Source organism: Cryptosporangium japonicum (genome assembly GCF_039524755.1).
Classification (GTDB): Bacteria; Actinomycetota; Actinomycetes; order Mycobacteriales; family Cryptosporangiaceae; genus Cryptosporangium; species Cryptosporangium japonicum.
On record NZ_BAAAGX010000006.1, the window covers coordinates 378,549 to 403,801 of the forward strand.

Sequence of the window (25,253 nt, forward strand, 5' to 3'; positions counted from 1 at the left end):
GGGGGGGGGGGGGGGGGGGGGGCTTACTTGTACTTGTCGGCGACCTTCTGGGCCAGGTCCTGACCCTTGTCGAGGGCCTCCTTGACCGTCTGCCTACCGGCGATCGCGGCGCTCACTTCCTGCGAGACCTGCGTCCCGAGGTCCGTGAACTCCGGGATGCCGACGAACTGGATGCCGGGCGCCGGCCGCGGCTGCAGACCGGGGTTCTCCGGGTCGGCGTTCGTGATCGCCTGGTCGGTGACCTTGTAGAACGAGGCCGCGGCCTGCTGGTACTTCGGGTTGTCGTAGAGCGACTGGCGCTTGCCCGACGGCACCTTGGCCCAGCCGAGCTCGTTACCGACGAGCTCCTCGTACTTCTGGCTGGACGCCCAGGAGATGAACTTCCAGGCGTTGTCCTGGCGCTTGCTGGCCTTCTGGATCGCCCAGGCCCAGGTGTAGAGCCAGCCCGAGCTCTTGGTCTTGACGACCGGCGCCTCAACGTAGGCCAGCTTGCCCTTGACCGGCGAGTCGTCGGCCTCGAGCGAACCGGCGGCCGACGTGGCGTCGTACCACATCGCGGTCTTGCTCTGCTGCATGTTGTTCAGGCACTCGGTGAAGCCGGCCTGCGGAGCACCGGACTCGCCGTGCTTCGTCACCAGGTCCACGTAGAACTGCGTGGCCTGCTGGAACTCCGGCGCGTTGACCTTCGGGGTCCAGTCCTTCTCGAACCAGGTACCGCCGAACGTGTTGACGACGGTGGTCAGCGGCGCGAAGACCTCACCCCAGCCGGGCAGACCACGCAGGCAGATGCCACGCATGCCGGGCTGCGCGTTGTCGACCTTCGCGGCCAGGTCGGCGACCTGCTGCCAGGTCGGCTTCTCGGGCATCGTCAGGCCCTTGGCCTGGAAGACGTCCTTGCGGTACATGAGGAACGACGACTCACCGTAGAACGGCTCGGCGTAGAGCTTGCCGTCCTCGGCGGTCAGCGACTTCGTCATCGAGCCGAGGATGTCGTCCTGCTTGAACGCGGCGTCCTTGGAGACGTAGTCGTCGAGCGGGGCGAGCCACTGGTTCTTCGCGTACGACGGCACCTCGAAGTTCGAGATCGTCGCGACGTCGTACTGACCGGCCTGGCTGGAGAACTCCTGGCTGATCTTGTCGCGGACGTCGTTCTCCGGCAGCACCGTGTAGTTGACCTTGATGCCGGTCTCTTTGGTGAAGTTGTCCGCGGTCAGCTTCTGGATGTCGAGCATCTGCGGGTTGTTGACCATCAGGACGTTGACCGTGTTGCCGTCGCTCGACGTGCCACCGCCGCCGGCGCCGCTACAGGCGGACAGCGCCATCGACGCGAGGACAACAGCCGATACCGAAGCAACTACTCTGCGTAATGGCAATGCGCCTACGCGAGCCACGAGCGCCTCCGCTGGTGCAATAGGGGGTTGAGTACTACCGAGGGAATTACTGGGAGTCAGGGTCCGGTTGCGGGGACCCCGAGATCGAGGATCTGGACGCGCTGCGGGTCCGCCGTCGCCGCGACGTCACCCGCCGTGGACGCCAGGAGGCACGCGGCGGTGCCCCATGAGACCGCGGTGCGGAGTCTCAGCGCCGGGTCCGGGCCGCCGGCGAGCCAGCCGGCCAGGAGGGCGTCACCGGCCCCCGCCGTGTTCACCGGGGTCACCGGTGGAGCCACGCCGTGCAGTGCGTTCTCGGCGTCCACCCAGACCGCGCCGTCCGGCCCGAGGCTGACCAGGACGCCACCGCCGGTGTCGGCGGCCAGCGAGTGCGCGGCGTCGAGCGCGGCCCGGACGAGCGGCCGCCCGCCGGGCGGGAACGCGCGGGCGGTGAGCTCGGCGAGCTCCTCGACGTTCGGCGCGAGCAGGTCGGGGCCCGCCTCGGCCGCGGCGACCAGCGCCGCACCGGACGCGTCCACCGCGGTCTGCGCGCCGGAGCGGCGTCCGGCTTCGACGACGCGGCCGATCAGCTCGGCCGGGGTGCCCGGTGGGAGCGAGCCGCTGCAGACGACCCAGTCGGCGCCGAGCGCGAGGTTCTCGACGGCGGCGACCAGCGCGTCGGCGTCCGCGGGGGTGAGCGGATGGCCGGGCGCGTTGACCTTCGTGGTGCGGCCCGGTTCGAGCAGCGTCACGTTGGTGCGGACCGGGGTGCCGGTCGGGACGATCCGGTGCGTGAGACCCTCGGCGTCCAGCAGGGCGTTGAGCTGGGCGCCTTCCGGGCCGCCGGCGGGAAGGACCACACCCGTGCGGACGCCGGCCGCCAGCAGCGTCCGGGCGACGTTGACACCTTTGCCGCTGGCCTCGAGCGTGTCGGTGTCGGCGCGGTTGAGTTCGCCGAACCGGATACCCGCCAGCGCGTAGGTGCGGTCCAGGCTGGGGTTGGGCGTGACGGTGAGGATCATGCGCGGATCACCTGCGGCCCCAGCACGGAGTAGCGCTGCGCCTCCACCGCCGACAGGCCGGTGTCGGTGACGATCGTCTCGAAGTCGGCGACCGAGGCGAACCGGCAGAAGCTGTTCACGCCGAACTTGGTGTGCACGCCGGCGAAGACGCGCCGCCGGGACGCCCGGACCACCTGGGCCTTGACGTTCGCGACCGCGGGGTCGGGCGTGGTGAGCCCGTACCGGCGGGAGATGCCGTTCGCGCCGAGGTAGGCCAGGTCGATGACGAACCCGGAGAGCATCTGGGTGGCCCAGTGGTCGACGGTGGCCAGCGTGCGGCCCCGGACCCGGCCGCCGAGCAGGTAGACGGTCGTCTCCGGCTTCGTGGCGAGGTGGCTGGCGACCGGGATGCTGGCCGTGATGACGGTGAGCGGACGCCCCGGCGGTAACGCCTCCGCGACGAGCTGGGGTCCGAAGCCCTCGTCGATGAACACGGTCTCGGCGTCACCGAGGAGCTCCACGGCCGCGACCGCGATCCGGCGCTTCTCGGGCACCCGCAGCGTCGCGCGGTTGGCGAGGTTCGTCTCGAAGCCCGCGCTCTCCACGGGGTAGGCGCCGCCGTGCGTGCGGCGGACCAGACCGTGCTGCTCCAGCAGACGCAGGTCGCGGCGGACCGTCTCGGGCGCGACCGCCAGATCGGCGGCGATGTCGCTGACGTCGACCCGCCCGTCGCTCCGGGCACGGGCGAGGATGTGGTGTTGGCGTTCCTCAGCACGCATCCCCGGCCTCCTTTGGCGACTGCCCCGGCGGTCCGTTGCCGGGGCTGTTCTCGGTCTTGTGACCTGTTTAACACCTCCATTTAATGGCTCCAACAGGTTGAGTGGGCGGAATGCCGCCCGTTCCTGCCCGGATAACAGGATGGTCTCTTTGCTGGCCAGCCGCTGAGCAAGCGCTCTCAGGCGCCGGAGCGCCTGCCCGAGTCGGGGTTTTGTGATGCCCGTATGACGCCCGTCCGACTAAAACGGGCACCAGGCCGACCCGGGCACGATCACTCCCCGGTGATCGTTCCGCCCGCCGACCGCCCGGTGGACATCGAACCCATTCCGGCACTGGGTGACATTTCTCCGGCACCCCTCTCGAGCCTTCGCCGTAAGGTTTTCGGGAAGCACGTCGGAACGCTCGGTGTGACGGCGGTAACAAGGCTCTCGGCGCCGAACCGGAAGCCGAGAAGACTGACATACCGACGTAGCATCGGGAACAAAGTCCGGCAACAAGCTGCACCGCTCCCCGAGGTGTGGCAGAGGAGGACAGCCGAGTGAGCAAGCAGGTCCAGCGGTTGGACCGTGTGGTGATCCGGTTTGCCGGTGATTCCGGTGATGGGATGCAGTTGACCGGTGATCGGTTCACCTCGGAGACCGCGTCGTTCGGCAACGACTTGTCGACGCTGCCGAACTTCCCGGCCGAGATCCGGGCGCCGCAGGGCACGCTGCCGGGGGTGTCGTCGTTCCAGGTGCACTTCGCCGACCACGACATCATGACCCCCGGTGACCGGCCGGACGTGTTGGTGGCGATGAACCCGGCGGCGTTGAAAGCCAACCTGCCGGATCTGCCGCGCGGGGCGACGATCATCGTGGACACCCACGACTTCACCAAACGCGCCCTGGCCAAAGTCGGATACGCGGTCTCGCCGCTGGAGGACGGGTCGCTCGAGGCCTACCACGTGCACTCGCTGGAGCTGACCGACCTGACGTTGCAGGCCGTCGAGGGCCTGGGGCTCTCACGCAAGGACGCCGGGCGGGCGAAGAACATGTTCGCCCTCGGGTTGGTGTCCTGGCTGTATTCGCGGCCGGTCGAATCCACGGTGGGGTTCCTGGAGAAGAAGTTCGCCACCAAACCCGACGTCGCGCAAGCCAACGTGGCGGCGTTGAAGGCCGGCTGGAACTACGGGGAGACCACCGAGGACTTCTCGGTCACCTACGAGGTGAAACCGGCCCCGATGCCCTCGGGGACCTACCGCAACATCTCCGGCAACCTCGCCATGGCCTACGGGTTGCTGGCCGCCGGGCAGCGCGCCGGGCTGCCGTTGTTCCTGGGTGCCTACCCGATCACCCCCGCCTCCGACGTGCTGCACGAACTGTCGAAGCACAAGCGGTTCGGCGTGCGGGCGTTCCAGGCCGAAGACGAGATCGCCGCCATCGGCGCGGCCCTGGGTGCCTCGTTCGGCGGGGCGCTCGGGATCACCACCTCCTCGGGCCCGGGTGTCGCGCTCAAATCCGAGACCATCGGCCTGGCCGTCTCCCTGGAACTGCCGCTGGTGGTGGTCGACATTCAGCGCGGTGGCCCCTCCACGGGGTTGCCCACCAAGACCGAGCAGTCGGACCTGCTGCAGGCCATGTTCGGGCGTAACGGGGAGGCGCCGGTGCCGATCGTGGCGCCCCGCTCGCCCAGCGACTGTTTTGATGCCGCGATCGAGGCCGCCCGGATCGCGATCACCTACCGCACGCCGGTGTTCGTGCTCTCCGACGGGTATCTCGCCAACGGCTCCGAGCCGTGGCAGGTGCCGACCGTGGACGCGCTGCCGGATCTGGGCACGGAGTTCGCCACCGAGAAGAACCACGGCGAGGAGTTCTGGCCGTACCTGCGTGACCCGGAGACCCTGGCGCGGCCGTGGGCGATCCCGGGCACCCCGGGGCTGGAGCACCGTATCGGCGGCATCGAGAAGGCCGACGGGTCGGGCAACATCTCCTACGACCCGGCCAACCACGACCTGATGGTCCGCACCCGCCAGGCCAAGATCGACGGCATCGCCCGCTCGATCCCCGCCCTGGAGGTCGACGACCCGTCCGGCGACGCCGACGTGCTGGTGCTGGGCTGGGGCTCCACCTACGGCCCGATCGGCGCCGCGGCCCGCCGGGTCCGCAAAGCCGGGATGAAGATCGCGCAGGCCCACCTGCGCCACCTCAACCCGTTCCCGGCCAACCTCGGCGAAGTCCTGCGCGGCTACCAGCGCGTGGTCGTCCCGGAGATGAACCTCGGGCAGCTCGCGCTGCTGCTGAGGGCGAAGTACCTGGTCGACGTCGTCTCCTACAACCAGGTCCGCGGGCTCCCCTTCCGCGCCGAAGAACTGCAAGAAGTCCTCACCAACGTCATCACGCAGGCCGCCGGCACCACCGACACGGCCGATGAGATTGGGATCACCCGATGACCGAGCCCCAGCTGCCCTCCGAGCGGCAGGTGGACGAAGGCCGTGCCCCTGAGGCGCTGCAGTCCCCCAACCGTCGCGTACCGGCCGCCAAGGCCGGCACCGTCGCGCTGGACTTCCCGTCCCTGCGGCTGGTGCCCAAGACCGACACCCCGCAGAAAGCCGGCGACTTCAAAACCGACCAGGAAGTCCGCTGGTGCCCCGGCTGCGGCGACTACGCCATCCTGGCCGCCGTCCAATCCTTCATGCCCCAGCTCGGCCTCAAGCGCGAAAACATCGTGTTCGTCTCCGGAATCGGCTGCTCCAGCCGCTTCCCGTACTACATGAACACCTACGGGATGCACTCCATCCACGGGCGCGCCCCGGCGATCGCCACCGGCCTCTCCACCAGCCGCCCCGACCTCAGCGTCTGGGTCGTCACCGGCGACGGCGACGCGCTCTCCATCGGCGGCAACCACCTCATCCACGCCCTGCGCCGCAACGTCAACCTCAAGATCCTGCTCTTCAACAACCGCATCTACGGGTTGACCAAGGGCCAGTACTCCCCCACCTCCGAGGTCGGCAAGATCACCAAGTCCACCCCCATGGGCTCGCTGGACTACCCGTTCAACCCGGTCTCGCTGGCGTTGGGCGCGGAGGCCTCGTTCGTCGGGCGCGCGATCGACTCCGACCGCAAGCAGCTCACCAGCGTCCTGCAGGCCGCGGCCGAGCACGAGGGTTCGGCGCTGGTGGAGATCTACCAGAACTGCAACATCTTCAACGACGGCGCCTTCGAGCTGCTGAAGGACAACGCCACCAAGGACGACTGGACGATCCGCCTGGAACACGGCCAGCCGCTGCGGTTCGGCACGGAGAACGAGAAGGGCGTCGTCCGCGACGCCAACGGCAACTTCGAGATCGTCGACGTGACCCCGGACAACGAGAACACCCTCGTGGTCCACGACGCCCACGTCGACAACCCCGCCTACGCGTTCGCGCTCTCCCGCATCTCCACCCAGGACCTGCGTTACACGCCGGTCGGGGTGTTCCGCTCGGTCAAGCGCCCCACCTACGACGCCGAGATGGCCGCCCAGCTCGACACCGCCCAGGCACGCGGCGGCGCCGACCTCCAGCAGTTGCTCCACGGCAACGACACCTGGACCGTGGCGTAGAACTCACGTGATCGGGCGGTCGCAACCGCGACCGCCCGATTAACGTGGGATTACGTGACTGATCAGCGACGTGGGCTGCTCTTCGGAGTGGCCGCCTACGGTGCCTGGGGCATCTTCCCGCTCTACTTCCAGCTGTTGAAGCCGGCCGGTGCGCTGGAGATCCTCGCCCACCGCATCATCTGGTCGCTGGTCACCGTCGGCGTGCTGATCGTCCTGCTCCGCCGGTGGCGCTGGTTCCGCACCGCCGGTGCGCGGACGCTCGGCCTGCTGACGCTGGGCGCGGTGTTGATCGCGGCGAACTGGTACACGTACATCTACGGCGTCAACTCGTCCCGGGTGGTCGAGACCGCGCTGGGGTACTTCATCAACCCGCTGATCTCGGTGTTGCTCGGCGTCGCCGTGTTGCACGAGCGGCTCCGGCGGACGCAGTGGGTGGCGCTGGCGATCGGCGCGATCGCGGTCGTGGTACTCACCGTCGACTACGGGCGGCCGCCGTGGATCGCGATCACGCTCGCGTTCAGCTTCGGGATGTACGGGCTGATCAAGAAGATCGTCGGGGCACCGGCGGTGGAAGGGCTGGCGACCGAGTCGCTGGTGCTGCTGCTGCCGGCGCTCGGGTACGTCACGTGGCTGACCTGGCGGGGTGACGCCCAGTTCGGGCACGTCAGCGCCGGGCACACCGTGCTGATGGTGCTCTCGGGAGCGCTCACCGCCGGTCCGCTGCTGGCCTTCGCCGCGGCGGCGAACCTGGTGCCGCTCTCGACCATCGGGCTGCTCCAGTACCTGACGCCGACCCTGCAGTTCCTGCTCGGCGTCACGGTGCTCGGCGAGCACATGCCGCCGGCCCGCTGGGCGGGCTTCGCGCTGGTCTGGGTCGCCCTGATCGTGTTCAGCGCGGAGACGCTGGCCACCGCACGCCGAACGTCCGCCCGGCAGCGTGCCGCCGCGAAGGTCTAGCCGGCCAGCACGAGCTCCATGTTGAGGGCGGCCGCCACCGCTACTCCCTGTGCGGCCGCGGTGATCACCTGGGCCTGGAGGTCGGTGACGTTGCCGGCCAGCCACAGCCCGGGCACCGTGGTCGCACCCGTCGGCTCGGCCGGATAGGTCATACCCACCGCCTCGCCCATCGGATGCGCCACCGGCTTCAGTCCCAGGTCGTCCAGCACCGGCGACGAGGCCACCATCCGCGGGCCCACGACGATCGCGTCGCACCCGACCGACCGCCCGTCGGCCAGCCGCACGCCTCGCAACCGGTCGTCGTCGACCTCCAGCCGGTCGACGACGCCCGCGACCACCGCGATCCCGCGGCCGGTGAGCAGCGCCGCCTGCTCGGGCGCCGGAGCTTCGGTGGTGTGCGTCAGCAGGACGAGATCGTCGGTCCACTGCCGGAACAGAATCGCCTGGTGAACCCCCATCGGACCGCTGGCCAGCACCGCGATGCGCCGTCCGCGGATCTCCCAGCCGTGGCAGTACGGGCAGTGCACCACGTCCCGGCCGAACCGCTCGCGCAGTCCGGCGACGTCGGGCAGCTCGTCGGTGAGGCCGGTCGTGACCAGTAGGCGCCGGGCCTCGATCACGTCACCGTCGGCGAGCGTGACCTGGAACCCGTCCCCGCTCGTGCGTGCCGCTACCGCGCGGCCGGGCCGTACGGAACCGCCGTACCGGGTCACCTCGTCGCGTCCGGCCGCGAGCAGGTCGGCGGGGCTGACGCCGTCCCTGGTCAGGAAGTTGTGAACGCCCGCAGCCGGTGCGTTGCGCGGGTGGCCGTCGTCGATCACGACCACCGAGCGCAGCGAGCGGGCGAGCGTGGTCGCCGCACTCAACCCGGCCGGTCCGCCACCGATCACCACGACGTCGATTCGTCCATTGTGGGGCTGTGTCATGTAACCGATAGTGAGCGTGCTCTCGAGCGCCTTGCAAAGAATCTTGCCGATCGGGAAGGTGCGGGGATGAACGCGGACCCGGACGTCGGCGCACGGTTACGGAGCCTGCGGCGGGCACGGCAGCTCACGCTCGCCCGGCTCGCCGGGCTGACCGGGATCGCCGAGAGCACCCTGTCCCGCCTGGAGAACGGCCGTCTCCAGCCGACGCTGGCGCAGTTGCTGCCGCTGGCCCGGGTGTACGACCTCGGTCTGGACGAGCTGGTCGGGCTGCACCGGCCGCGGACCGAGGGGGTGATCCATCGCCACGGCGCGACGTTCGTGCCTCTCAGTAACCAGCGAGGTGGGATCCGCGCCTACAAGATGTTCTCCCCGGCCCGGGAGACCCTCCTCGAGCCCGATCCGCGCACCCACGAGGGTTTCGCCTGGGTGCACGTTCTGACCGGCCGGTTGCGGTTCGTCCTGGGCCGTGGGGACCTCGTACTGACCGCGGGCGAATCCGTCGAGTACGACACCAGCCTTCCGCACTGGATGGGGCACGCCGACCTCGACCCGATCGAGGCGCTGCTCCTGTTCGGGCCACAGGGCGAGCGCACCCGCCTACGAGCCCGCACCCGCACCTTGACGCGGCCCTAGGCCACCGCGTCGGCGTGGAGGGCCCGTTCGCGTTCGGTCTGGCCGGCGACCAGCGGGCCGACGTCGAGGATCAGGGCCACCTCGCCGTTGCCGAGTATCGTCGCGCCGCTGATGTACTTCGCCCGCGCGAACAGGGGCCCGAGCGGCTTGATCACGGTCTGGAACTCGCCCATCAGCGCGTCGACGACCAGCCCGGTGCGCTGACCGGACTGCTCGACCACGACGACGCTCTGCCGTCGCGCCGGCTGCCCGTCGATGTCGAACATCGACCGCAGCCGGATGAACGGCAGCACCTCCCCGCGCAGGTCCATGACGTTGCGGCCGGCCTCGGCGACCGGTAGTTCGACGCACTCGGTGACCCGGTCCAGCGGCACGATGAAGAACCGCGACCCCACCCCGACCAGGAACCCGTCGATGATCGCGAGCGTCAGCGGCAACCGGAGCCGCATCGTGGTGCCGACGCCGACCTCGGTCTCCACCTCGATCGTGCCGCGCAGCGCGGTGACGTTCTTCCGGACGACGTCCATGCCGACGCCCCGGCCGGACAGGTTCGACACCGCGGCCGCCGTGGAGAACCCCGGCTCGAAGATCAGCTCGTAGATCTCGGCGTCGGTCAGCGCGGCGCCCGGCTCCACCAGGCCCCGCTCGATCGCCCGCTCCAGGATGCGGTCCCGGTCGAGCCCCTTGCCGTCGTCGGCCACCTCGATCACGATGTTGCCGCCGTCGTGGAACGCGTTGAGGCGCAGCGTGCCGCGGGCCGGTTTGCCCCGCCGGAGACGCTCGGCCGGTGACTCGATGCCGTGGTCGAGCGAGTTGCGCACGAGGTGGACCAACGGGTCGCCGATGCGTTCGACGAGCGCCTTGTCGACCTCCGCGTCGCCGCCGGTCACGATCAGGCCGACTTCCTTGCCCAGCTCGTGGCTCACGTCGCGCACGACCCGCTCGAAGCGGCGGAACGTCGTCCCGATCGGCACCATACGCAGCGACAGCGCGCTGTCACGCACCTCCTCGACCAGGCGCATGACCTCGCTCTGCGCCTCCGCCATCCCCGCGCGGTCGTTGCCTTCGTCCAGGCACACGACGCCGGCGCTGGCCTGGGCGATCACGAGTTCGCCGACCAGGTTGATGAGCCGGTCCAGCCGCGCGGCGTCCACCCGGAGCGTCTGGGTGTCCTGCTGGGCGCGGGTCTCGCCGCTCCGGCGCTGCTTGCGCAGTGCGGCGTCGACGACCTGGCGCGGAACGATGTTGAGCTCGACGAGGATCTCGCCGAGCGGCACCATCGTGTTGCTGCCCCGGGAACGCTCCTGCTGGAGGTTCATCGCGTCGGTGATCTCGCGCTCGGTGGCGGCGCCGCTGCGGATCAGGATGTCGCCGATCCGGTCGCTCTCCGGCAGCGTCCCGATGAGCCGCACGTACGAGTCGACCTGGGCGTCGCCGGGCGTGATCCGGATGTCGCTGTCCTCGCGGACGAACTCGAAGACGCTCTCGATGTCGGCCTTGGGCACCGAGGTCTCGTACTCCACCTCGAAACCGAGGTAGCAGGTCTCCGGGTCCATCTCGTCGAGCGCCGGCAGGTCGTCGGAGACGACGGTCAGGTTGGTGATCGTGCCGACCGTGGACAGGTAGCGGATGAACGCGAGCGGGTCCATGCCGTTGCGGAGGCTGTCGGGGCCGAACCGGAGGCCGAGGTGCCAGGCTTTCTCCTCGTCGGCGAGCGGCTCCGGCGCGGGCGCGGGCGCCGCCGTCCCGGGAGCGTTCCCGGGCAGGAACGGCTCGAGGCGGCTCAGCAGCACCGCCCCGGTGCTCAGCTCCTCCGGTGTCGCGTCGGCCCGGCCGTGCGCGACCGCCTCGACCAGGCTCAGGATGTGGTCGCCGCACGGCAGCAGCGCGCTGACCAGGTCCGGGGTCACCGACAGCTCGCCCTGCCGCACCAGGTCGAGCAGCGTCTCGATGACGTGGGTGAACTGCACCATGTGGTCCAGGCCGAACAGGCCGGACGAGCCCTTCAGCGTGTGGATCGCCCGGAACAGCGAGTTGACGCTCTCGGCCTCGACCGGCGTCTCCTCCAGGCGCAGGATGCCTTCTTCGACGTCCTGCACGAGTTCCCGCGCCTCGGTGATGAAGATGTCCAGGGACTCGTCTTCGAAGCTCATCGCAGCTCCGCGTTCAATCGGGTGAATTCGAGCAGGTCGCGGACGACCGGGCTCGGGTCGGACAGCGTCGCGTCCGCCCGCCGGGCGGCCAGCAGCAGCTGCAGCCCAGCGGTGTCGACGTCGGACACCGCGGACAGGTCCAGCTCGAGACCGGTCCCGGCCTGCAGGTAGGGCATCAGCCGCTCGCGGGTCTCGGCGGCGGTGACGATCGTCAGTTCGTCGCCCAGTTCGAGCCTGGTCACGGCGCGATCAGCTTCTGCACGGCCGCCAGCATCTGCGGCGGCTGGAACGGCTTGGTGACCCAGGCCTTGGCGCCCGCGGCCTGCGCGGCCTTCTTCTTGTCCTCCTGCGACTCGGTGGTCAACATGATCACCGGCGTGAACTTGTACGCCGGGAGCTTCTTGACCTCCTGGACGAACGTGATGCCGTCCATGTTCGGCATGTTCACGTCGGAGATGATCAGGTGGACGCGCTGACCGGTCAGCTTGGAAAGCGCGTCCTTGCCGTCGACGCCGGCGATCACCTCGTACCCGGCGCCCTTCAGCGCGATCGTGACCACCTGCCGCACGGAGGCCGAGTCGTCGACTATCAGGATCGTCTTTGCCATGGCTGTGCCTCCTGGAGCTGGGCCCCCGTCAGAAGAACGTGATCTCGGATTCGCGCTGTACGACCGCACCGCCCGACTCGTGCGCCAGGCGCTCCTCCTCCATCGTGTAGTCGGCGGCCAGGGCGTCGAGCAGGCCTTGGGCGTCCAGCGGAAGCGGCTCACCGGACTCGGTCGTCGGGACGTCCGCGACGACCGTCGGTAGCTGCGCGATGTTGTCACGCAGGTGTTCGAGCACCTGGCAGAGCCGGTCCTGGAACTGGAGCTCGACGAGCGACGACGCGATCTGCGCGCGGATGCCGACGGCCGCGGACTCGAGTTCCCCCGACGACTGCTGGAATCCGGCCACCACCGAGTGCAGGTCCTCGAGCACCTCGTTGACGTCGCCGTTGGCCTGGCTGACGGCGAGGTCCTCCCGCTCGGCGCCGTCCTGGGCGTTGGTGATCACCGAGTCGATCGCGGCCCCGATGCCGGCGACCTTGTCGGTGATGCGGCTGCTGGTGTCGAGCGACCGCTCCGCCAGGTGGCGTACCTCGAGCGCGACGACCTCGAACGCGGCACCGGCCTCGCCGACGCGCACGGCCTCGATCGCGGCGTTCAGCGCCAGCAGGTGGGTCTGCGACGCGATCGCGGTGACCTCGTCGGCCATCTGCTTGAGCTCGCCGGTCAGGTCGTCGAGCGTCCGGAGCTCCTCCAGCGCCTGCCGCTTCATCGCCACCGCGTTGTCGAGCGTGTTGACGACGTCGCCGAGCCGCTCCCGGCTGCGGTCGAACACCGCGGCCGAGTCGCCGTGGAGCACTCCGGCGGACGAGTCGAGCACCGTGTCGAGGTTGTCGACGATGCCGGCGAACTGTTCGGTGACACCGCTGATCGCGGTCTCCATCTGGGCCCGCGACGTGTCCACCTGCGCCGACCAGACCGGGGCCACGGCACCGGCGAAGTCGACGACGCTGCGGTGGAACTCGTTCGCGGCGCTGGATGCGGGGGGCGCCTCCCGCGCGTTCAGCCGCTTCCCCACGGGTACGCCGACGCCCAGCCCGACGACGAGCGCGGCCAGCGCGATCAACCACTCAGCCATGTTTGTGGATCACCTCCGGGATCGCGGAGAGCGGTGCCTCCCGGTCGGCCGCGCCCAGCAGCACGGCCTCGTGCGGCATGCCGTACACCAAGCTGGTGGCCTCGTCCTGCGCCACCGTGTGCGCACCGGCGTGACGCATCTCCAGCAGGCCGCGGGCGCCGTCGTCGCCCATTCCGGTCATGATGATGCCGAGCGCGTTGCGTCCGGCGGCCTTCGCCACCGAGCGGAACAGCACGTCCACCGAGGGCCGGTGCCGGTTGACCAGCGGTCCGTCGAACACCCGGACGCGGTACTGCGCGCCGTCGCGACGCAACTCCATGTGCCGCCCGCCGGGGGCGACGAGGGCCCGCCCGGTGAGCACCCGGTCCCCGTCGACGGCCTCGGACACCTCGACGTCGCAGAGACCGTTGAGGCGGGCCGAGAACGCGGCCGTGAACTTCTCCGGCATGTGCTGCACGATCACGATCCCCGGGCAGGTCACGCGGAGGGCCGTGAGCACCACCTCGAGCGCCTGGGTGCCGCCGGTGGACGTGCCGATCGCCACGATCCGGTCCGTGGTCGTCGCGAGCGAGCCGGACGCCGCGGGCGGCGCTCCCACCGCGACCGGCTGGCGTACCGCACCGCGGACGTTGCTCGCGGCCGCCGCACGCACCGCCGCGACGATGTCGCCGCCCTCGTCCTGGATGAACTGCTTGAGCCCGCTGGTCGGTTTCGGGATCACGCTGACCGCCCCGGCCGCGAGCGCGTCCATCGTGGTCTCCGCGCCGCGGGTGGTCATCGTCGAGCAGATCACCACCGGCGTCGGGCGGGTGGCCATGATCTTCTTGAGGAACGTGATGCCGTCCATCCGGGGCATCTCGAGGTCGAGCACGACGACGTCCGGCCAGCTCTTGTTCATCCGTTCCAGCGCGAAGATCGGGTCGGAGGCCGCCCCGATGACGTCGATCTCGCCGCTCTCGGCCAGCCGCGCGGTCAGCGCCTGCCGCACGACGGCGGAATCGTCGACGATGAACACGCCGATCCGGGGCCTGCTCATGCCGTCACCTGGTCACCGACGGTGTGGGCGGAGTGCTTCATCCAGACGCCGCCGTCGGCGAGGTCGAACAGGATGTGACGCGCGCCGGTGCCGCCCAGATGCGTCGCCGTGACCTCGAAGCCGTGGTGCTCGAGCAGTTCCAGGCCGATGTCGATGTTCTGCTGGGGAATGTCCACCGCGCGCTGGCTGCGGGGGAACTGGTTGCCGCCGCCGAACATCTTGACCTGGTACTCGTGCGGCAGCGTGTTGGTGCGCCGCAGCTCGCGGAGGAACAGCTCGATCGCCTCGTCGGCGTAGCGGCCGGAGAGCTCGCCCGGCACCCGCGCCCGGCGGCGGGGATTCATGTAGTGGCACATGCCGCCGATGTGCAGCCGCGGGTGCCACATCGAGATCGAGATGCACGACCCGAGCAGCGTCCGGATCCGCGTGCCTTCGGACGCGAAGCAGAAGTCACCCGGATTGAGGATCACGTCGTCCGCTCTAAACATCGATGGGACGTCGGTAAACCGAGGGTTCGACCAGTTGGAGCCGCGACGTGACGCCCTTGAGCGTCTCGGACAGGCTGACGATCAGGTGCCCGCCCGGTTGGAGCATCGCCTCCAGCCGCTCCAGCAGCGCGATCTTCGTGTCGGCCCCGAAGTAGATCATCACGTTGCGCAGGAAGATCACGTCGAAGCGCCCCAGACCCTCCAGGTTGTCCATCAGGTTGGCGCGCACGAACGTCACCCGGGCCCGCAGCTCGGGGGCGATCGCCATCTGGCCGGTGTACTCCTCCCGGCCCTTGCGGCAGTACTTGCGCAGCAGCGGCAGCGGGATGCGCTCGGCCGCCGCGATCGGGTAGAGGCCCCGCTGCGCGCTGGCGACCACGCGCGCGGACACGTCGGTGCCGACGACCTCCCACGGCGTGCCCGGCAACGCGTCGGCCAGCACCATCGACGCGGTGTACGCCTCCTCGCCGCTGGAGCTGGCCGCGCTCCAGAGCCGGAACGGCCGGCCGGCCGGGTGCTGGGGCAGCACCTGCTCACGCAGGAAGTCGAAGTGGCGCGGCTCGCGGAAGAAGAACGTCTCGTTCGTGGTGAGCAGGTCGATGGCCTGGTGGATCTCCGGCTCCTCCGGCCGGGTCAGCAGGTCCAGGTACTCCCGGTACGACGAGAGGCCGAGCTGTCGCAGCCGCTTGTCGAGCCGGCCCATCACCAGCGTCTCCTTGCCCGATGACAGCCGGATGCCGGTGCGGCGCAGCAGCAGGTCGCTGATCTCCGCGAACTCGGCGCGGGTGATCGGCTTCGGACGGTTGTCGGTGAGCGTCATGACGCCTCGGCCACCGCGTTCTGCAAGTTCACCATGTCGGCGATCGACAGCACCCGGCTGACGTCGAGCACGATGACGAAGTCGTCGCCCGCGCCGTCGTCGCGCTTGGCCATGCCGCTGATGTAGTCGGCGCGGATGCCTGCCCCGAACGCGGGCGCCGGCTCGATCTCGTCGTCGGCGAGCCGGACGACCTTGTTGACGACGTCGACGAGCACGCCGATGTCCTGGGTGGACTCGGAGGCCTCGTCGTCGTCGGTGGCCGTCGGCGTCGGGATCCGCACGATGATGATGCAGGTCCGGCGCGCGATCGTGGTCACGCCGCGTCCGAAACGGATCGCCAGGTCGATGACCGGCACCACACGTCCGCGCAGGTTGATCACACCGCGGATGAAGTCGGGCATCATCGGCACCGGCGTGAGCTGGCGGTGCTCGAGGATCTCGGTGACGTTGAAGATGTTCAACGCGTACATCTCACCGTTGAGCGTGAACCTCAGGTAGCGGTCGGACCCGGCGGCGCTCGCCCCCGGACGCGGTTCGGTCTGCGTGCTGCTCACCGCTACCTCCGCTCAGAACCGGTCGAATTTGCTGTCGTCGACGTCGGAGGGCCCCGACCCGACCGGCAACGCACCCGCGGGGGTGAGCCGGGCACTGCCGGTGCTGCGCTTCGGCGTGGCGTAGGTGCCGCCGCCGTAGCTGACCACCGGTGGGCGGCGGCGCGCGTTCGACGTCTGGAAGAAGCCCATGACCTCCTGCAGCTGCGCGGTCTGGGCCGACATCTGCTCCGCGGTCGCGGCCAGCTCCTCGCTGGAGGACGCGTTCGTCTGGGTGATCTTGCTGATCTGGCTCATCGCGGTGTCGATCTGGCGGATGCCGGACGTCTGCTCGCTGCTGGCCGCCGCGATCTCCTGGACGAGGTCGGAGGTCCTGGTGATGCCGGGCAGGATCTCCTGGAGCAGCTGACCGGCGCGCTCGGCCGTGTGCACGCTGCCGGCCGCCAGTTCGCTGATCTCGGCCGCGGCGACCTGGCTGCGCTCGGCGAGCTTGCCGACCTCGGTCGCGACGACCGCGAAGCCCTTGCCGTGCTCACCGGCGCGGGCGGCTTCGATCGTCGCGTTGAGCGCCAGCATGTTGGTCTGGAACGCGATGTCGTCGATGATCGAGATCTTGCTGGCGATCTGCTTCATCGCGTCGACGGTCTGCAGCACCGCGCTGCCGCCCTCGGTGGCGTCGGCGGCGGCCTTGGTCGCGATGCCCTCGGTGACCCCGGCGTTCTCGCTGTTCTGGGAGATGCCCGCACCCATCTGCTGGATGCTCGCGGTGGTCTCCTCGACGCTCGCGGCCTGCTCGGTGGCGGCCTGCGACAGCGACTGCGACGCGCCGCTGATCTGGCTGGACGCGCTGTTGAGCTGGTCGGTGGACTCGATGACGGTGCCGACGGTCTCGGACAGCTTCTCCAGCGCGCTGTTGAGCGCACCGCCCATCTGTCCGACCTCGTCCCGGCTGTCGACCGCCAGCCGCTGGTCGAGGCGTCCGTCGGCCAGACCGTCGAGTACACGGACGGTCTCGCGCAGCGGGCGGGAGATCGAGCGGGTGATCAGCTGCACCACCAGGAACGTGGCGACGAGCGCGACGACGATCAGCCCGATCGTCAGTATCCGGGCGCTGGCGTAGGCGTCGGCGGACGCGTCGAGCTTGGCTTTCGCGTCGGCGTCCTGCAGCGCCACGAGCTCGTTCAACGCGGTGATGAGCGTGTTCGCCAGCGGGGTCGTCGTCGACTTCCGGTAGGCGAGGAACTCGGTGTACTGGTTCGCCGCGGCGAGCGGGATGGCCCGGTCGGTGAGCGCCTTCTGGTAGGCCTGCCAGGCGTTGACGAATGCCGCCCGTTCGTCGGCGCCGCTCCCGACCTCGGTCTCGGTGAAAGCGGCCCAGGCCGCGTTCACCTCGCCGAGCGACTTCTCGGTCGCGGCCTTCTGCTCCTGGGTGTCGGCGGGCGTCTGGGCCACGGCCAGGTTCAGGACGTCCCGGCGCACGTCGGCGACCTTCGTGTTCACCGTGTTGATCAGCTGGATGTTGCGCAGATTGTTGCTGTAGAGCGATTTGAGCCGGTCCTGGGTCTGGCCGAGCTGGACCAGCCCGTACAACCCGACCGCCAGGAGCAACACGCACACGAGCGCTGCGAGGGACCGCAGCTTCCATGCAACCGGAAGGTGCCGGAAAGCAAAGCCGCCCGAGCGGCGCGCTTCGACAGACGTCTCGGCCATTACTGAGCTCCTCCATCGTGATCCCGCGTCGCATCCCCCCATCGGCTCCGGTGTCAATCGCCTGAGTCGTTCGGAGCAGTTCGGGAGCAAAAACGTTGTCACCTCTCAGTAACATTGTTACTGTCGAACGCATGGACACTTGGACCGTGCTCGACGGCACCGCCACCGCCACCCTGCGTGCCTCGCTCGACGCCACCGGCACGCTGCGCGCCGACCCCGCGCAGGACGTGTTCGGCTGGCACCGGTCGGCGCCCGGCTGGTGCCGCGGGGACGCGTGCATCCCGAACTTCCGCGCCGCCGGGCTCGAGACCGGCGACGGGCTCGACGTCGCCGCGTTCGCCGAGCTGGCCGGGCTCGTGGTGGCCGTCGACCCGGCGGCGCGGGCCCTGGCGACCGCGCCGGACGCCGTGGCTCGCGGACGGGCGCTGACCGGCGCGTACGCACCGGAGCTCACCCTGCCGTCGGTCACCGGTGAGCGGGTGGCCCTGTCGTCGCTGCGGGGAACCAAGGTCGCGCTCGTGTTCTGGGCGTCGTGGTGCGGGTGCCGGTACGACCTCGGCGCCTGGCAGGAGCGGCACGCCGAACTGGCGCCGTACGGGTTCAGCGTCGTGACGATCGCACTCGACACCGACGTGGCGGCCACGGCACCGTGGCACGCCGAGGCCGGGACCACCCACCCGGCGCTCGTCGACGTCGACGGAGCGGCTGCCGACGCGTTCGACGTCGTCAACGTGCCGACCGCGGTGTGGCTCGACGAGGAGGGCCGGATCGTCCGCCCGCAGGACTCGCAGACCGCGACCGACACGTTCCGCGACTGGAACGGGTTGAGCGCGGAGGCGTCCGGGGAGGCGCTGCGCCGCTGGGTGCGCGACGGAGACGCCGGCCTCACCCCGGAGCAGGTCCGGGAGCACCTGCGGCTGCCGTCGCAGGCCGACCAGCGTGCCCGCGCGGAGACCCGGCTGGCCGGGTGGCTCGCCGCGAACGGGCACGCCGAGGCGGCCGAGCACCACTTCGCGCTGGCCGCGGAGGCCGCGCCGCACAACGTCGCCCTGCGCCGGGGCGCGATGCCGCAGCGGGGCGTCGACCCGTTCGGGGACGAGTACTTCCGACTGGCGGCCGCGCTGGCCGACGCCGGGGTCCCCCTCCACCGGCCCCTACCCTGATCGTGATGACCACGGACACGCCGTACCGGCGCGCACAGGCGGCCGGGCAGGAGGCGCTGCGCCGCACGGTGCTGGACGCGGCGAGTGCACTGCTCGTCGCCGAGGGGCCGCAGGCGCTCACCATGCGCCGCATCTCCGGCGAGATCGGCTGCTCGACGACGGTGCTCTACACGATGTTCGGCGGGAAGGACGGCCTCGCCGAGGCGCTGTACCGGGAGGGGTTCGCCCGGCTGCGGCGCCGGCTGGCCGAGGCCGTCGACGCCGCCGGCGACGACCCCGCGGACCGGTTGGCCGCCACCGGCCGGGCCTACCGGGAGAACGCGCTGGCCGAGCGCGCGTACTACGGCGTGATGTTCGGTCAGGCGATCCCGGGCTTCACCCCGTCCCCCGAGGCCGTCGCGGAGTCGAAGCACGCGTTCGACGTCCTCGCCGACGCGGTGGCGAGCCTCCGCGAGCGAACCGGCGCGGCCGACCTCGGGCCGGTGGACGCCACCGATCTGCTGTGGGCCACCGCGCACGGCGTCGTCAGTTTCGAACTGGCCGGTCACTACGCCGACGAGGCGACGGCCGCGGCCACCTACCGGGCCGCGCTCACCGCGGTGAGCACCCATCTCGGACTGCGGTGAGCTCACGGACGTATCGGTCCACTTTCACCGAACGACCAGATCGTTTCGCGTCCGGGCCTACCGTGTTCTGCGAAGGATGCCATCCACGGGAGGCGCATTGCGCGCGGGATCGGTGATGCGCCGCGGTTCGGAAAGCACCGGGCGCACGGAGTCACGGCGGCGCGGACGGCGCCGCCGTCAGGTGACGATCGCGATCGTCGCGGTCGCGGTGCTGCTGGCCGGGATCGCTGTCGTCCTGGTCCGGACGCTCGGCGACGAGACCGAGCGGCCGGCCGAACGCGCGTCGAAGCGGTACGGGTTCACCACCGACGACGGCGCGGCCTGGGCGCCCGAGGCCGGGCAGCTCACGATGACGAAGCGGGGCCGGGCGCACCAGATCGGGATCCGCTTCCGGTTCCGGACGGCCGCGGCGATCGAGCGGCTCGACGGCTACGGCCTGGAGCTGCGGCTCACGGTCCGCACGGTCGGACCGTGCGGGGCCGCGCAACGGTGGACGGGCGCGGACTCCTCGACGGGCGTCACCGGCTTACCGGACGACACCCAGCCCTACCTGGCTGTCGGCGAGGGACAGACCTGCACCGAGACGCTGGTGCGGATCGGCGCTCTGCACCCGGAGCACTTCTCCCCCGGCCGCGACTACGCGCTCACGGCCCTGGTGCCGGCCGGCTCGGCGGCGGCGAGCGGCGCGACGCTGACGATCGCCCGGCGCGACCGGGTGGAGTGCGCCGGCTCCGGGGAGGGCGTGGCCCCGGCCAACTGCGTGACCGGCACGGTCGCGTCCGACGGGGAGAACGTCGAGGAGCTGGTCAGCGCCGACCACGGCTGGGCGTTCGGCGGCTCGGGCTGCCGTCGCTGGTACACCGACGCCACGACGAGCTTCCCGTGCCTGCCCGACGAGGGCGCACGCATCATGACGCTCGGCGACAGCATCACCTCGGGCGCGATCGGCGACCACACCTGGCGGTACTGGGCCTGGCAGCGGCTCGACCCGGCGTCGCGGCCCACCTGGGTGGGCAGCAGGACCGAGACGTGGACCGGCGACTACGCGGTGCCGCACACGCAGTGGGGCAGCCGGCACGACTCGCAGGCCGGCGTCGCCGCGTCGACGGTCGTCGGCTGGGTGCCCGGCCTGATGCGGTCGGAGCGACCCGACCTCGTCCTGATCGACCTCGGCACGAACGACACGCTGGCGATCCAGGGCTCCACCGCCGCCGACGCCGCGGCCAGCCTGGACCGGATCGTCGCCGAGGTGCAGGAGGCCAACCCGCGGGCCCAGATCCTGCTGGGGCAGCCCGACGGGCACCGCGAAGTGGCGCCGAACGTCATGGCCGAGCTCGCGGTGCGCCTGGCCGGGGTGGCCCAGGCCCGCACGACGAGCGACTCGCTGGTCAGCGTCGTCGACCTGCGCTCGGGCTGGAAGCGTGACCTGCACACCTGGGACGGGACGCACCCGACGCAGGCCGGCGAGTTCTTCATCGCGAGCCGGTTCGTCAACCAGCTCGCGCACACGTACGCGTACGGGCGGGTGTTCGGGCCGGTCCCCGGGCCGCCGGTGCCGGCGACGCCGAAGGACGTCAAGGCACTGGCCCAGAACGGCGCCCTCCTGGTCGCCTGGCAGCGGGTGCCGCAGACCGCCGAGTACCGCGTCTACCTGCGCGACTCCACCGCGGGCGGAGAGTTCGAGCTGGCCGGACAGGGCTCGCGCGACCTGCAGTGGGGCCGCCAGGGGCTGATCCTGGGACACCAGTACGACTACTACGTCACGGCGGTGTCGTCCGGACGGGAGAGCCCGCCATCGACCATCGGATCGGTTCGGGCTGTGTGACCCAACACGTTGGTTAGCGCTTCGAACAATTCAGGTGTTCGCTGGGACGCGTGCCCGAACTGTCCCGTCGTCACCGACTCGCCGTCCTCGCGACGTGTTGTCTCGCCCTGTTCCTCGTCGGGCTGGACAACACGATCGTCAACGTCGCCCTGCCCTCGCTGGGCCAGGAGCTCGACGCGCCGCTCTCCGGCCTGCAGTGGACCGTCGACGCCTACCTGGTCGTGCTCGCGTCGCTGCTGCTGCTCGCCGGCTCGATGGGTGACCGGTTCGGTCGTCGCCGGGTGTTCCAGACCGGCCTGGTGCTGTTCACGCTCGGCTCGCTGCTCTGCAGCCTGGCCCCGAGCCTGGGCTGGCTGATCGTGTTCCGCGGCCTGCAGGCGATCGGGGGCTCGATGCTCACGCCGGTCGCGATGTCGATCATCACGAACACGTTCACCGACGCACGCGAGCGCGCCCAGGCGATCGGCGCCTGGGGTTCGGTGGCCGGGATCAGCATGGCGCTCGGCCCGCTGGTGGGCGGCCTGCTCGTCGACACGATCGGCTGGCGGTCGATCTTCTGGATCAACGTGCCGGTGGGGCTGATCGGGGCGTTGCTGACGCACCTGATCGTGCCGGAGTCGAAAGCCGCCGTGCCGCGACGGTTCGACCCGGTCGGCCAGGTGCTGGTCGTGGTGGCGCTGGCGTCGGCGACGTACGGGCTGATCGAGGGCCCGACGACCGGGTGGGCGTCGGTCGAGATCCTCGGGCTGCTGTGCCTGGCCGCCGTGGCCGTCGCCGCGCTGGTGTTCTACGAGCGACGCCGTGAGCAGCCGCTGATCGACGTCCGGTTCTTCCGCAGCGTGCCGTTCGCCGGTGCGAGCGTCGTCGCTGTGCTGCACTTCGCGGCGCTGGCCGCGCTGCTCTTCCTGAACACGCTCTACCTGCAGCAGAACCGGGGCTACTCGGCGCTCGCGGCCGGTGCGCTGACGCTGCCGCTGGCGTTGGCCGCCGTGGTGGCCTCACCGCTGGCCGGACGGCTGGTCGGGCGGATCGGGGTGCGGGTGCCGATGATCCTGGCCGGCGCGGCGGTGCTGGTCGCCGGCGTGCTCCTGTCGTTCCTGAGCGGATCGACGCCGCTGGTGCTCCTCGCGGTCGCCTACGCGGTCTTCGGCCTCGGGCACGGGCTGGTGAACACGCCGATCACGAACACCGCCGTCTCGTCGATGCCGAAGGCGCAGGCCGGGGTCGCCTCGGCGACGACGTCGGCGGCCCGTCAGATCGGCCAGGTGCTCGGCGTCGCCGTGGCCGGGACGCTCACCGCCGGGGCCGCCGCCCAGGACCCGGGGTTCGCGGAGGCGACCCATCCGGCCTGGTGGCTGGTCGCGGTGATCGGCGCGGTCGTGGCCGGCACCGGGGTGCTCACGACGACCCGCTGGGCCTCGCGCACCGCGGCACCGGACGCTCCGGTGCCTATTGCGGCCTGACGTGCACCACGTCGCCGGCGGCCACCGCGGTGGTGCCCACGATCAGGCGACCTTCTTCGTCGATGTCGGTGGCGGTGCCTTCCAGCGTCTGCCCGGCCGGGAGCGAGACGCGTACCTCCTGCCCCAGCGTGTCGCAGTGCGCCCGGTAGGCGTCGCGCAGGCTGTCCCCGGCTCGCCACGCGTCATACCGCGCGGCCAGCTCGTCCAGGATCGCCGCGAGCAGCACCTCGCGGTCGAGCACCGGCGCGCCGGCGAGCGCCAGCGACGTCGTGTCGGGGCGGTCCGGCGGCAGCTCGTCGGCGGTGAGCGTCACGTTCAGCCCGATGCCCAGCACCACGGCATCCCCGGTGGCCTCGGCGAGGATGCCCGCGGCCTTCTTGCGGTCGGGGCCGACCAGCAGGTCGTTCGGCCACTTCAGGCGGGCCTCGACGCCCGGCAGGGCCGCGACGCACGCGACGCCGGCCAGCAGCGGCAGCCACCCCCACCGCTCCCGCGGCACCTCCATCGGCCGCAGCAGCACCGAGAACGTCAGCCCGGCGCCGGGCGGGGACGTCCACGTGCGCCCGATCCGGCCGCGCCCGGCGTCCTGCGCCTCGGCCACCAGCACCGTTCCCTCCGGCACCCCGCGGGCGGCGACCAGGTCCGCGTTCGTCGATCCGGTGCGTTCGACGACCTGCACGTCGCGCCAGAACGGAGCCCGAATACGTTCCCGCAACGTTGCACGATTCAGTGCGTTCCTACCGTTGTCCACACCACGCACCGTAAAGAGTGATCCACGCCTTACTTCACTCAACCACCGAAGAAACTGCTTTAGGCTCGCCAACGCGCCGCTGCGGAGGAGGGCACTCAACGATGACTCTCGAAGCCACCCAGTCGTCGGACCCGGTCGACGGTCCGGACATCCACACGACGGCCGGCAAACTCGCCGACCTGGAACGACGGGTGGACGAGGCGGTCCATTCCGGGTCCGCCCGCGCGGTCGAGAAGCAGCACGCCAAGGGAAAGAAAACCGCGCGCGAGCGCATCGACGCACTCCTCGACGAGGGTTCTTTCGTCGAACTCGACGAGTTCGCCCGGCACCGCTCCACCCAATTCGGCCTGGAGAAGAATCGCCCCTACGGCGACGGCGTGATCACCGGTTACGGCACGATCGACGGCCGCCAGGTGTGCGTGTTCAGCCAGGACGTCACCGTCTACGGCGGCGCGCTCGGCGAGGTCTACGGCGAGAAGATCGTCAAGGTGCAGGACCTCGCGATGAAGATCGGCTGCCCGATCATCGGCATCAACGAGGGCGGCGGCGCACGCATCCAGGAAGGTGTCGTCTCGCTCGGCCTGTACGGCGAGATCTTCCAGCGGCACGTGCTGGCCTCCGGCGTCATCCCGCAGATCTCGCTGATCATGGGCGCCACCGCCGGCGGGCACGTGTACGGCCCGGCGCTCACCGACTTCGTGATCATGGTCGACCAGACCTCGCACATGTTCATCACCGGTCCCGACGTGATCAAGACCGTCACCGGCGAGGAGGTCTCGTTCGAGGACCTCGGGGGCGCACGCACCCACAACACGAAGTCCGGCAACGCCCACCACATGGCGGCCGACGAGGACGACGCGCTGGAGTACGTCAAGTCGCTGCTGTCGTACCTGCCGAGCAACAACCTCGACGAGGCGCCCGCGTACGAGGACTCCGGCGCGCCGGACGGCGAATTCCTGGACGAGTTCATCCCCGACTCGGCCAACCAGCCGTACGACATGCACCGGGTGATCGAGGCGATCGTCGACGACTCGGAGTTCCTCGAGGTGCAGGCGCTGTTCGCGCCGAACATCCTGATCGGCTTCGGCCGGGTCGAGGGCCGTCCGGTCGGCATCGTGGCCAACCAGCCGATGCAGTTCGCGGGCACGCTCGACATCGACGCCTCCGAGAAGGCCGCGCGCTTCGTGCGGTTCTGCGACGCGTTCAACGTCCCGGTCATCACGCTCGTCGACGTCCCCGGTTTCCTGCCCGGCACCGGCCAGGAGTGGGACGGCATCATCCGCCGCGGAGCGAAGCTGATCTACGCCTACACCGAGGCCACGGTGCCGAAGGTCACGCTGATCACGCGCAAGGCGTTCGGCGGCGCGTACGACGTCATGGGCTCCAAGCACCTGCGTGCCGACCTCAACCTGGCCTGGCCCACCGCGCAGATCGCGGTGATGGGCGCCCAGGGTGCGGCGAACATCGTCTACCGGCGGGAACTGACGTCGATCGACGATCCCGAGGAGCAGGCCGTCCGCCGCCAGGAGCTGATCGCGGAGTACGAGGACACGCTCTTCAACCCCTACATCGCGGCCGAACGGGGCTACGTCGACCAGATCATCCGGCCGTCGACGACCCGCGTCCAGATCGCACGGGCACTGCGTATGCTGCGCGGGAAGCGGGACACGTTGCCTCCGAAGAAGCACGGCAACATTCCGCTGTAACGCTGTGCGCGCAGAACTTGCCGCATGGTTGCTCCGCAC

Annotated in this window: 23 protein-coding genes; 9 read left to right on the forward strand and 14 right to left on the reverse strand. The window is 70.3% G+C overall.

All coding sequences use genetic code 11. The annotated features are described in order from the left end of the window. Nucleotides 1–23 precede the first annotated feature (23 nt). The 3 genes from ABD437_RS06725 to ABD437_RS06735 form a co-directional block, all read right to left on the reverse strand. Nucleotides 24–1,322, reverse strand: coding sequence for an ABC transporter substrate-binding protein (locus tag ABD437_RS06725; RefSeq protein WP_344647854.1), 1,299 nt, complete (start codon nucleotides 1,320–1,322; stop codon nucleotides 24–26). Nucleotides 1,323–1,447: 125 nt separating this feature from the next. Continuing rightward, a complete protein-coding gene (locus ABD437_RS06730; protein WP_344647855.1) occupies nucleotides 1,448–2,392 on the reverse strand; it encodes a 1-phosphofructokinase family hexose kinase in 945 nt (314 codons plus the stop codon). Continuing rightward, nucleotides 2,389–3,150 (reverse strand): DeoR/GlpR family DNA-binding transcription regulator, encoded by a 762-nt coding sequence (locus tag ABD437_RS06735; RefSeq protein WP_344647856.1) that lies wholly within the window; start codon nucleotides 3,148–3,150, stop codon nucleotides 2,389–2,391. The genes ABD437_RS06730 and ABD437_RS06735 overlap by 4 nt, the downstream gene beginning before the upstream one ends. 515 nt (nucleotides 3,151–3,665) lie before the next feature. Here ABD437_RS06735 and ABD437_RS06740 point away from each other — a divergent pair. The 3 genes from ABD437_RS06740 to rarD are packed head-to-tail and all read left to right on the forward strand — an operon-like array spanning nucleotide 3,666 to nucleotide 7,681. Then, entirely contained in the window at nucleotides 3,666–5,576 is a 1,911-nt protein-coding gene (locus tag ABD437_RS06740) for a 2-oxoacid:acceptor oxidoreductase subunit alpha (protein WP_425558098.1), read from the forward strand. After that, the gene (locus ABD437_RS06745; RefSeq protein WP_344647858.1) at nucleotides 5,573–6,724 is read left to right on the forward strand and encodes a 2-oxoacid:ferredoxin oxidoreductase subunit beta; all 1,152 of its coding nucleotides are present in this window, start codon (nucleotides 5,573–5,575) and stop codon (nucleotides 6,722–6,724) included. Before ABD437_RS06740 ends, ABD437_RS06745 begins: the two co-directional genes overlap by 4 nt. Nucleotides 6,725–6,778: 54 nt before the next feature. Next, complete coding sequence (gene rarD / locus ABD437_RS06750) at nucleotides 6,779–7,681, forward strand: EamA family transporter RarD (protein WP_344647859.1); 903 nt, start codon at nucleotides 6,779–6,781, stop codon at nucleotides 7,679–7,681. Here the strand turns inward: rarD and ABD437_RS06755 are convergent. Further along, on the reverse strand, nucleotides 7,678–8,607 hold the full coding sequence (locus tag ABD437_RS06755) for an NAD(P)/FAD-dependent oxidoreductase (protein WP_344647860.1): 930 nt from the start codon (nucleotides 8,605–8,607) through the stop codon (nucleotides 7,678–7,680). The genes rarD and ABD437_RS06755 overlap by 4 nt on opposite strands. Before the next feature lie 66 nt (nucleotides 8,608–8,673). Here ABD437_RS06755 and ABD437_RS06760 point away from each other — a divergent pair, with 66 nt between their 5' ends. Next, nucleotides 8,674–9,240, forward strand: coding sequence for an XRE family transcriptional regulator (locus ABD437_RS06760; RefSeq protein WP_344647861.1), 567 nt, complete (start codon nucleotides 8,674–8,676; stop codon nucleotides 9,238–9,240). Here ABD437_RS06760 and ABD437_RS06765 read toward each other — a convergent pair. Genes ABD437_RS06765 through ABD437_RS06805 form a run of 9 tightly spaced genes read right to left on the reverse strand, consistent with a single transcriptional unit; the run spans nucleotide 9,237 to nucleotide 17,722 of the window. After that, complete coding sequence (locus ABD437_RS06765) at nucleotides 9,237–11,393, reverse strand: chemotaxis protein CheA (protein ID WP_344647862.1); 2,157 nt, start codon at nucleotides 11,391–11,393, stop codon at nucleotides 9,237–9,239. The genes ABD437_RS06760 and ABD437_RS06765 overlap by 4 nt on opposite strands. Continuing rightward, a complete protein-coding gene (locus tag ABD437_RS06770) occupies nucleotides 11,390–11,635 on the reverse strand; it encodes an STAS domain-containing protein (protein WP_344647863.1) in 246 nt (81 codons plus the stop codon). Before ABD437_RS06770 ends, ABD437_RS06765 begins: the two co-directional genes overlap by 4 nt. Continuing rightward, entirely contained in the window at nucleotides 11,632–12,000 is a 369-nt protein-coding gene (locus ABD437_RS06775; protein ID WP_344647864.1) for a response regulator, read from the reverse strand. Before ABD437_RS06775 ends, ABD437_RS06770 begins: the two co-directional genes overlap by 4 nt. Nucleotides 12,001–12,028: 28 nt before the next feature. Beyond that, nucleotides 12,029–13,075, reverse strand: a complete 1,047-nt coding sequence (locus ABD437_RS06780; protein WP_344647865.1) for a methyl-accepting chemotaxis protein — start codon at nucleotides 13,073–13,075, stop codon at nucleotides 12,029–12,031. Next, the gene (locus tag ABD437_RS06785) at nucleotides 13,068–14,111 is read right to left on the reverse strand and encodes a protein-glutamate methylesterase/protein-glutamine glutaminase (protein ID WP_344647866.1); all 1,044 of its coding nucleotides are present in this window, start codon (nucleotides 14,109–14,111) and stop codon (nucleotides 13,068–13,070) included. The genes ABD437_RS06780 and ABD437_RS06785 overlap by 8 nt, the downstream gene beginning before the upstream one ends. Continuing rightward, the gene (locus ABD437_RS06790) at nucleotides 14,108–14,581 is read right to left on the reverse strand and encodes a chemotaxis protein CheD (protein WP_344647867.1); all 474 of its coding nucleotides are present in this window, start codon (nucleotides 14,579–14,581) and stop codon (nucleotides 14,108–14,110) included. The genes ABD437_RS06785 and ABD437_RS06790 overlap by 4 nt, the downstream gene beginning before the upstream one ends. Before the next feature lie 10 nt (nucleotides 14,582–14,591). Then, a complete protein-coding gene (locus ABD437_RS06795; RefSeq protein WP_344647868.1) occupies nucleotides 14,592–15,419 on the reverse strand; it encodes a CheR family methyltransferase in 828 nt (275 codons plus the stop codon). Then, a complete protein-coding gene (locus ABD437_RS06800) occupies nucleotides 15,416–15,973 on the reverse strand; it encodes a chemotaxis protein CheW (protein ID WP_344647869.1) in 558 nt (185 codons plus the stop codon). The genes ABD437_RS06795 and ABD437_RS06800 overlap by 4 nt, the downstream gene beginning before the upstream one ends. A gap of 12 nt (nucleotides 15,974–15,985) precedes the next feature. Then, nucleotides 15,986–17,722 carry a methyl-accepting chemotaxis protein gene (locus tag ABD437_RS06805; protein WP_344647870.1) on the reverse strand — a complete coding sequence of 579 codons (1,737 nt, stop codon included), beginning with the start codon at nucleotides 17,720–17,722 and terminating at the stop codon, nucleotides 15,986–15,988. Between the two features lie 89 nt (nucleotides 17,723–17,811). Here ABD437_RS06805 and ABD437_RS06810 point away from each other — a divergent pair, with 89 nt between their 5' ends. The 4 genes from ABD437_RS06810 to ABD437_RS06825 all read left to right on the forward strand — a co-directional run bounded on the left by ABD437_RS06810 (nucleotide 17,812) and on the right by ABD437_RS06825 (nucleotide 22,757). Further along, on the forward strand, nucleotides 17,812–18,843 hold the full coding sequence (locus tag ABD437_RS06810; protein ID WP_344647871.1) for a redoxin domain-containing protein: 1,032 nt from the start codon (nucleotides 17,812–17,814) through the stop codon (nucleotides 18,841–18,843). Between the two features lie 5 nt (nucleotides 18,844–18,848). Further along, complete coding sequence (locus ABD437_RS06815) at nucleotides 18,849–19,469, forward strand: TetR/AcrR family transcriptional regulator (protein WP_344647872.1); 621 nt, start codon at nucleotides 18,849–18,851, stop codon at nucleotides 19,467–19,469. Between the two features lie 181 nt (nucleotides 19,470–19,650). Beyond that, nucleotides 19,651–21,294, forward strand: a complete 1,644-nt coding sequence (locus ABD437_RS06820; RefSeq protein WP_344647873.1) for a GDSL-type esterase/lipase family protein — start codon at nucleotides 19,651–19,653, stop codon at nucleotides 21,292–21,294. A gap of 50 nt (nucleotides 21,295–21,344) precedes the next feature. Beyond that, nucleotides 21,345–22,757 carry an MFS transporter gene (locus ABD437_RS06825; RefSeq protein WP_344647874.1) on the forward strand — a complete coding sequence of 471 codons (1,413 nt, stop codon included), beginning with the start codon at nucleotides 21,345–21,347 and terminating at the stop codon, nucleotides 22,755–22,757. On the opposite strand, the gene ABD437_RS06830 is transcribed toward ABD437_RS06825, so the two are convergent. Beyond that, the gene (locus tag ABD437_RS06830; protein WP_344647875.1) at nucleotides 22,744–23,472 is read right to left on the reverse strand and encodes a biotin--[acetyl-CoA-carboxylase] ligase; all 729 of its coding nucleotides are present in this window, start codon (nucleotides 23,470–23,472) and stop codon (nucleotides 22,744–22,746) included. The two genes, ABD437_RS06825 and ABD437_RS06830, sit on opposite strands and share 14 nt — an antisense overlap. Before the next feature lie 137 nt (nucleotides 23,473–23,609). Here ABD437_RS06830 and ABD437_RS06835 point away from each other — a divergent pair, with 137 nt between their 5' ends. Continuing rightward, nucleotides 23,610–25,214 (forward strand): acyl-CoA carboxylase subunit beta, encoded by a 1,605-nt coding sequence (locus tag ABD437_RS06835; RefSeq protein ID WP_344647876.1) that lies wholly within the window; start codon nucleotides 23,610–23,612, stop codon nucleotides 25,212–25,214. Nucleotides 25,215–25,253 lie beyond the last annotated feature (39 nt).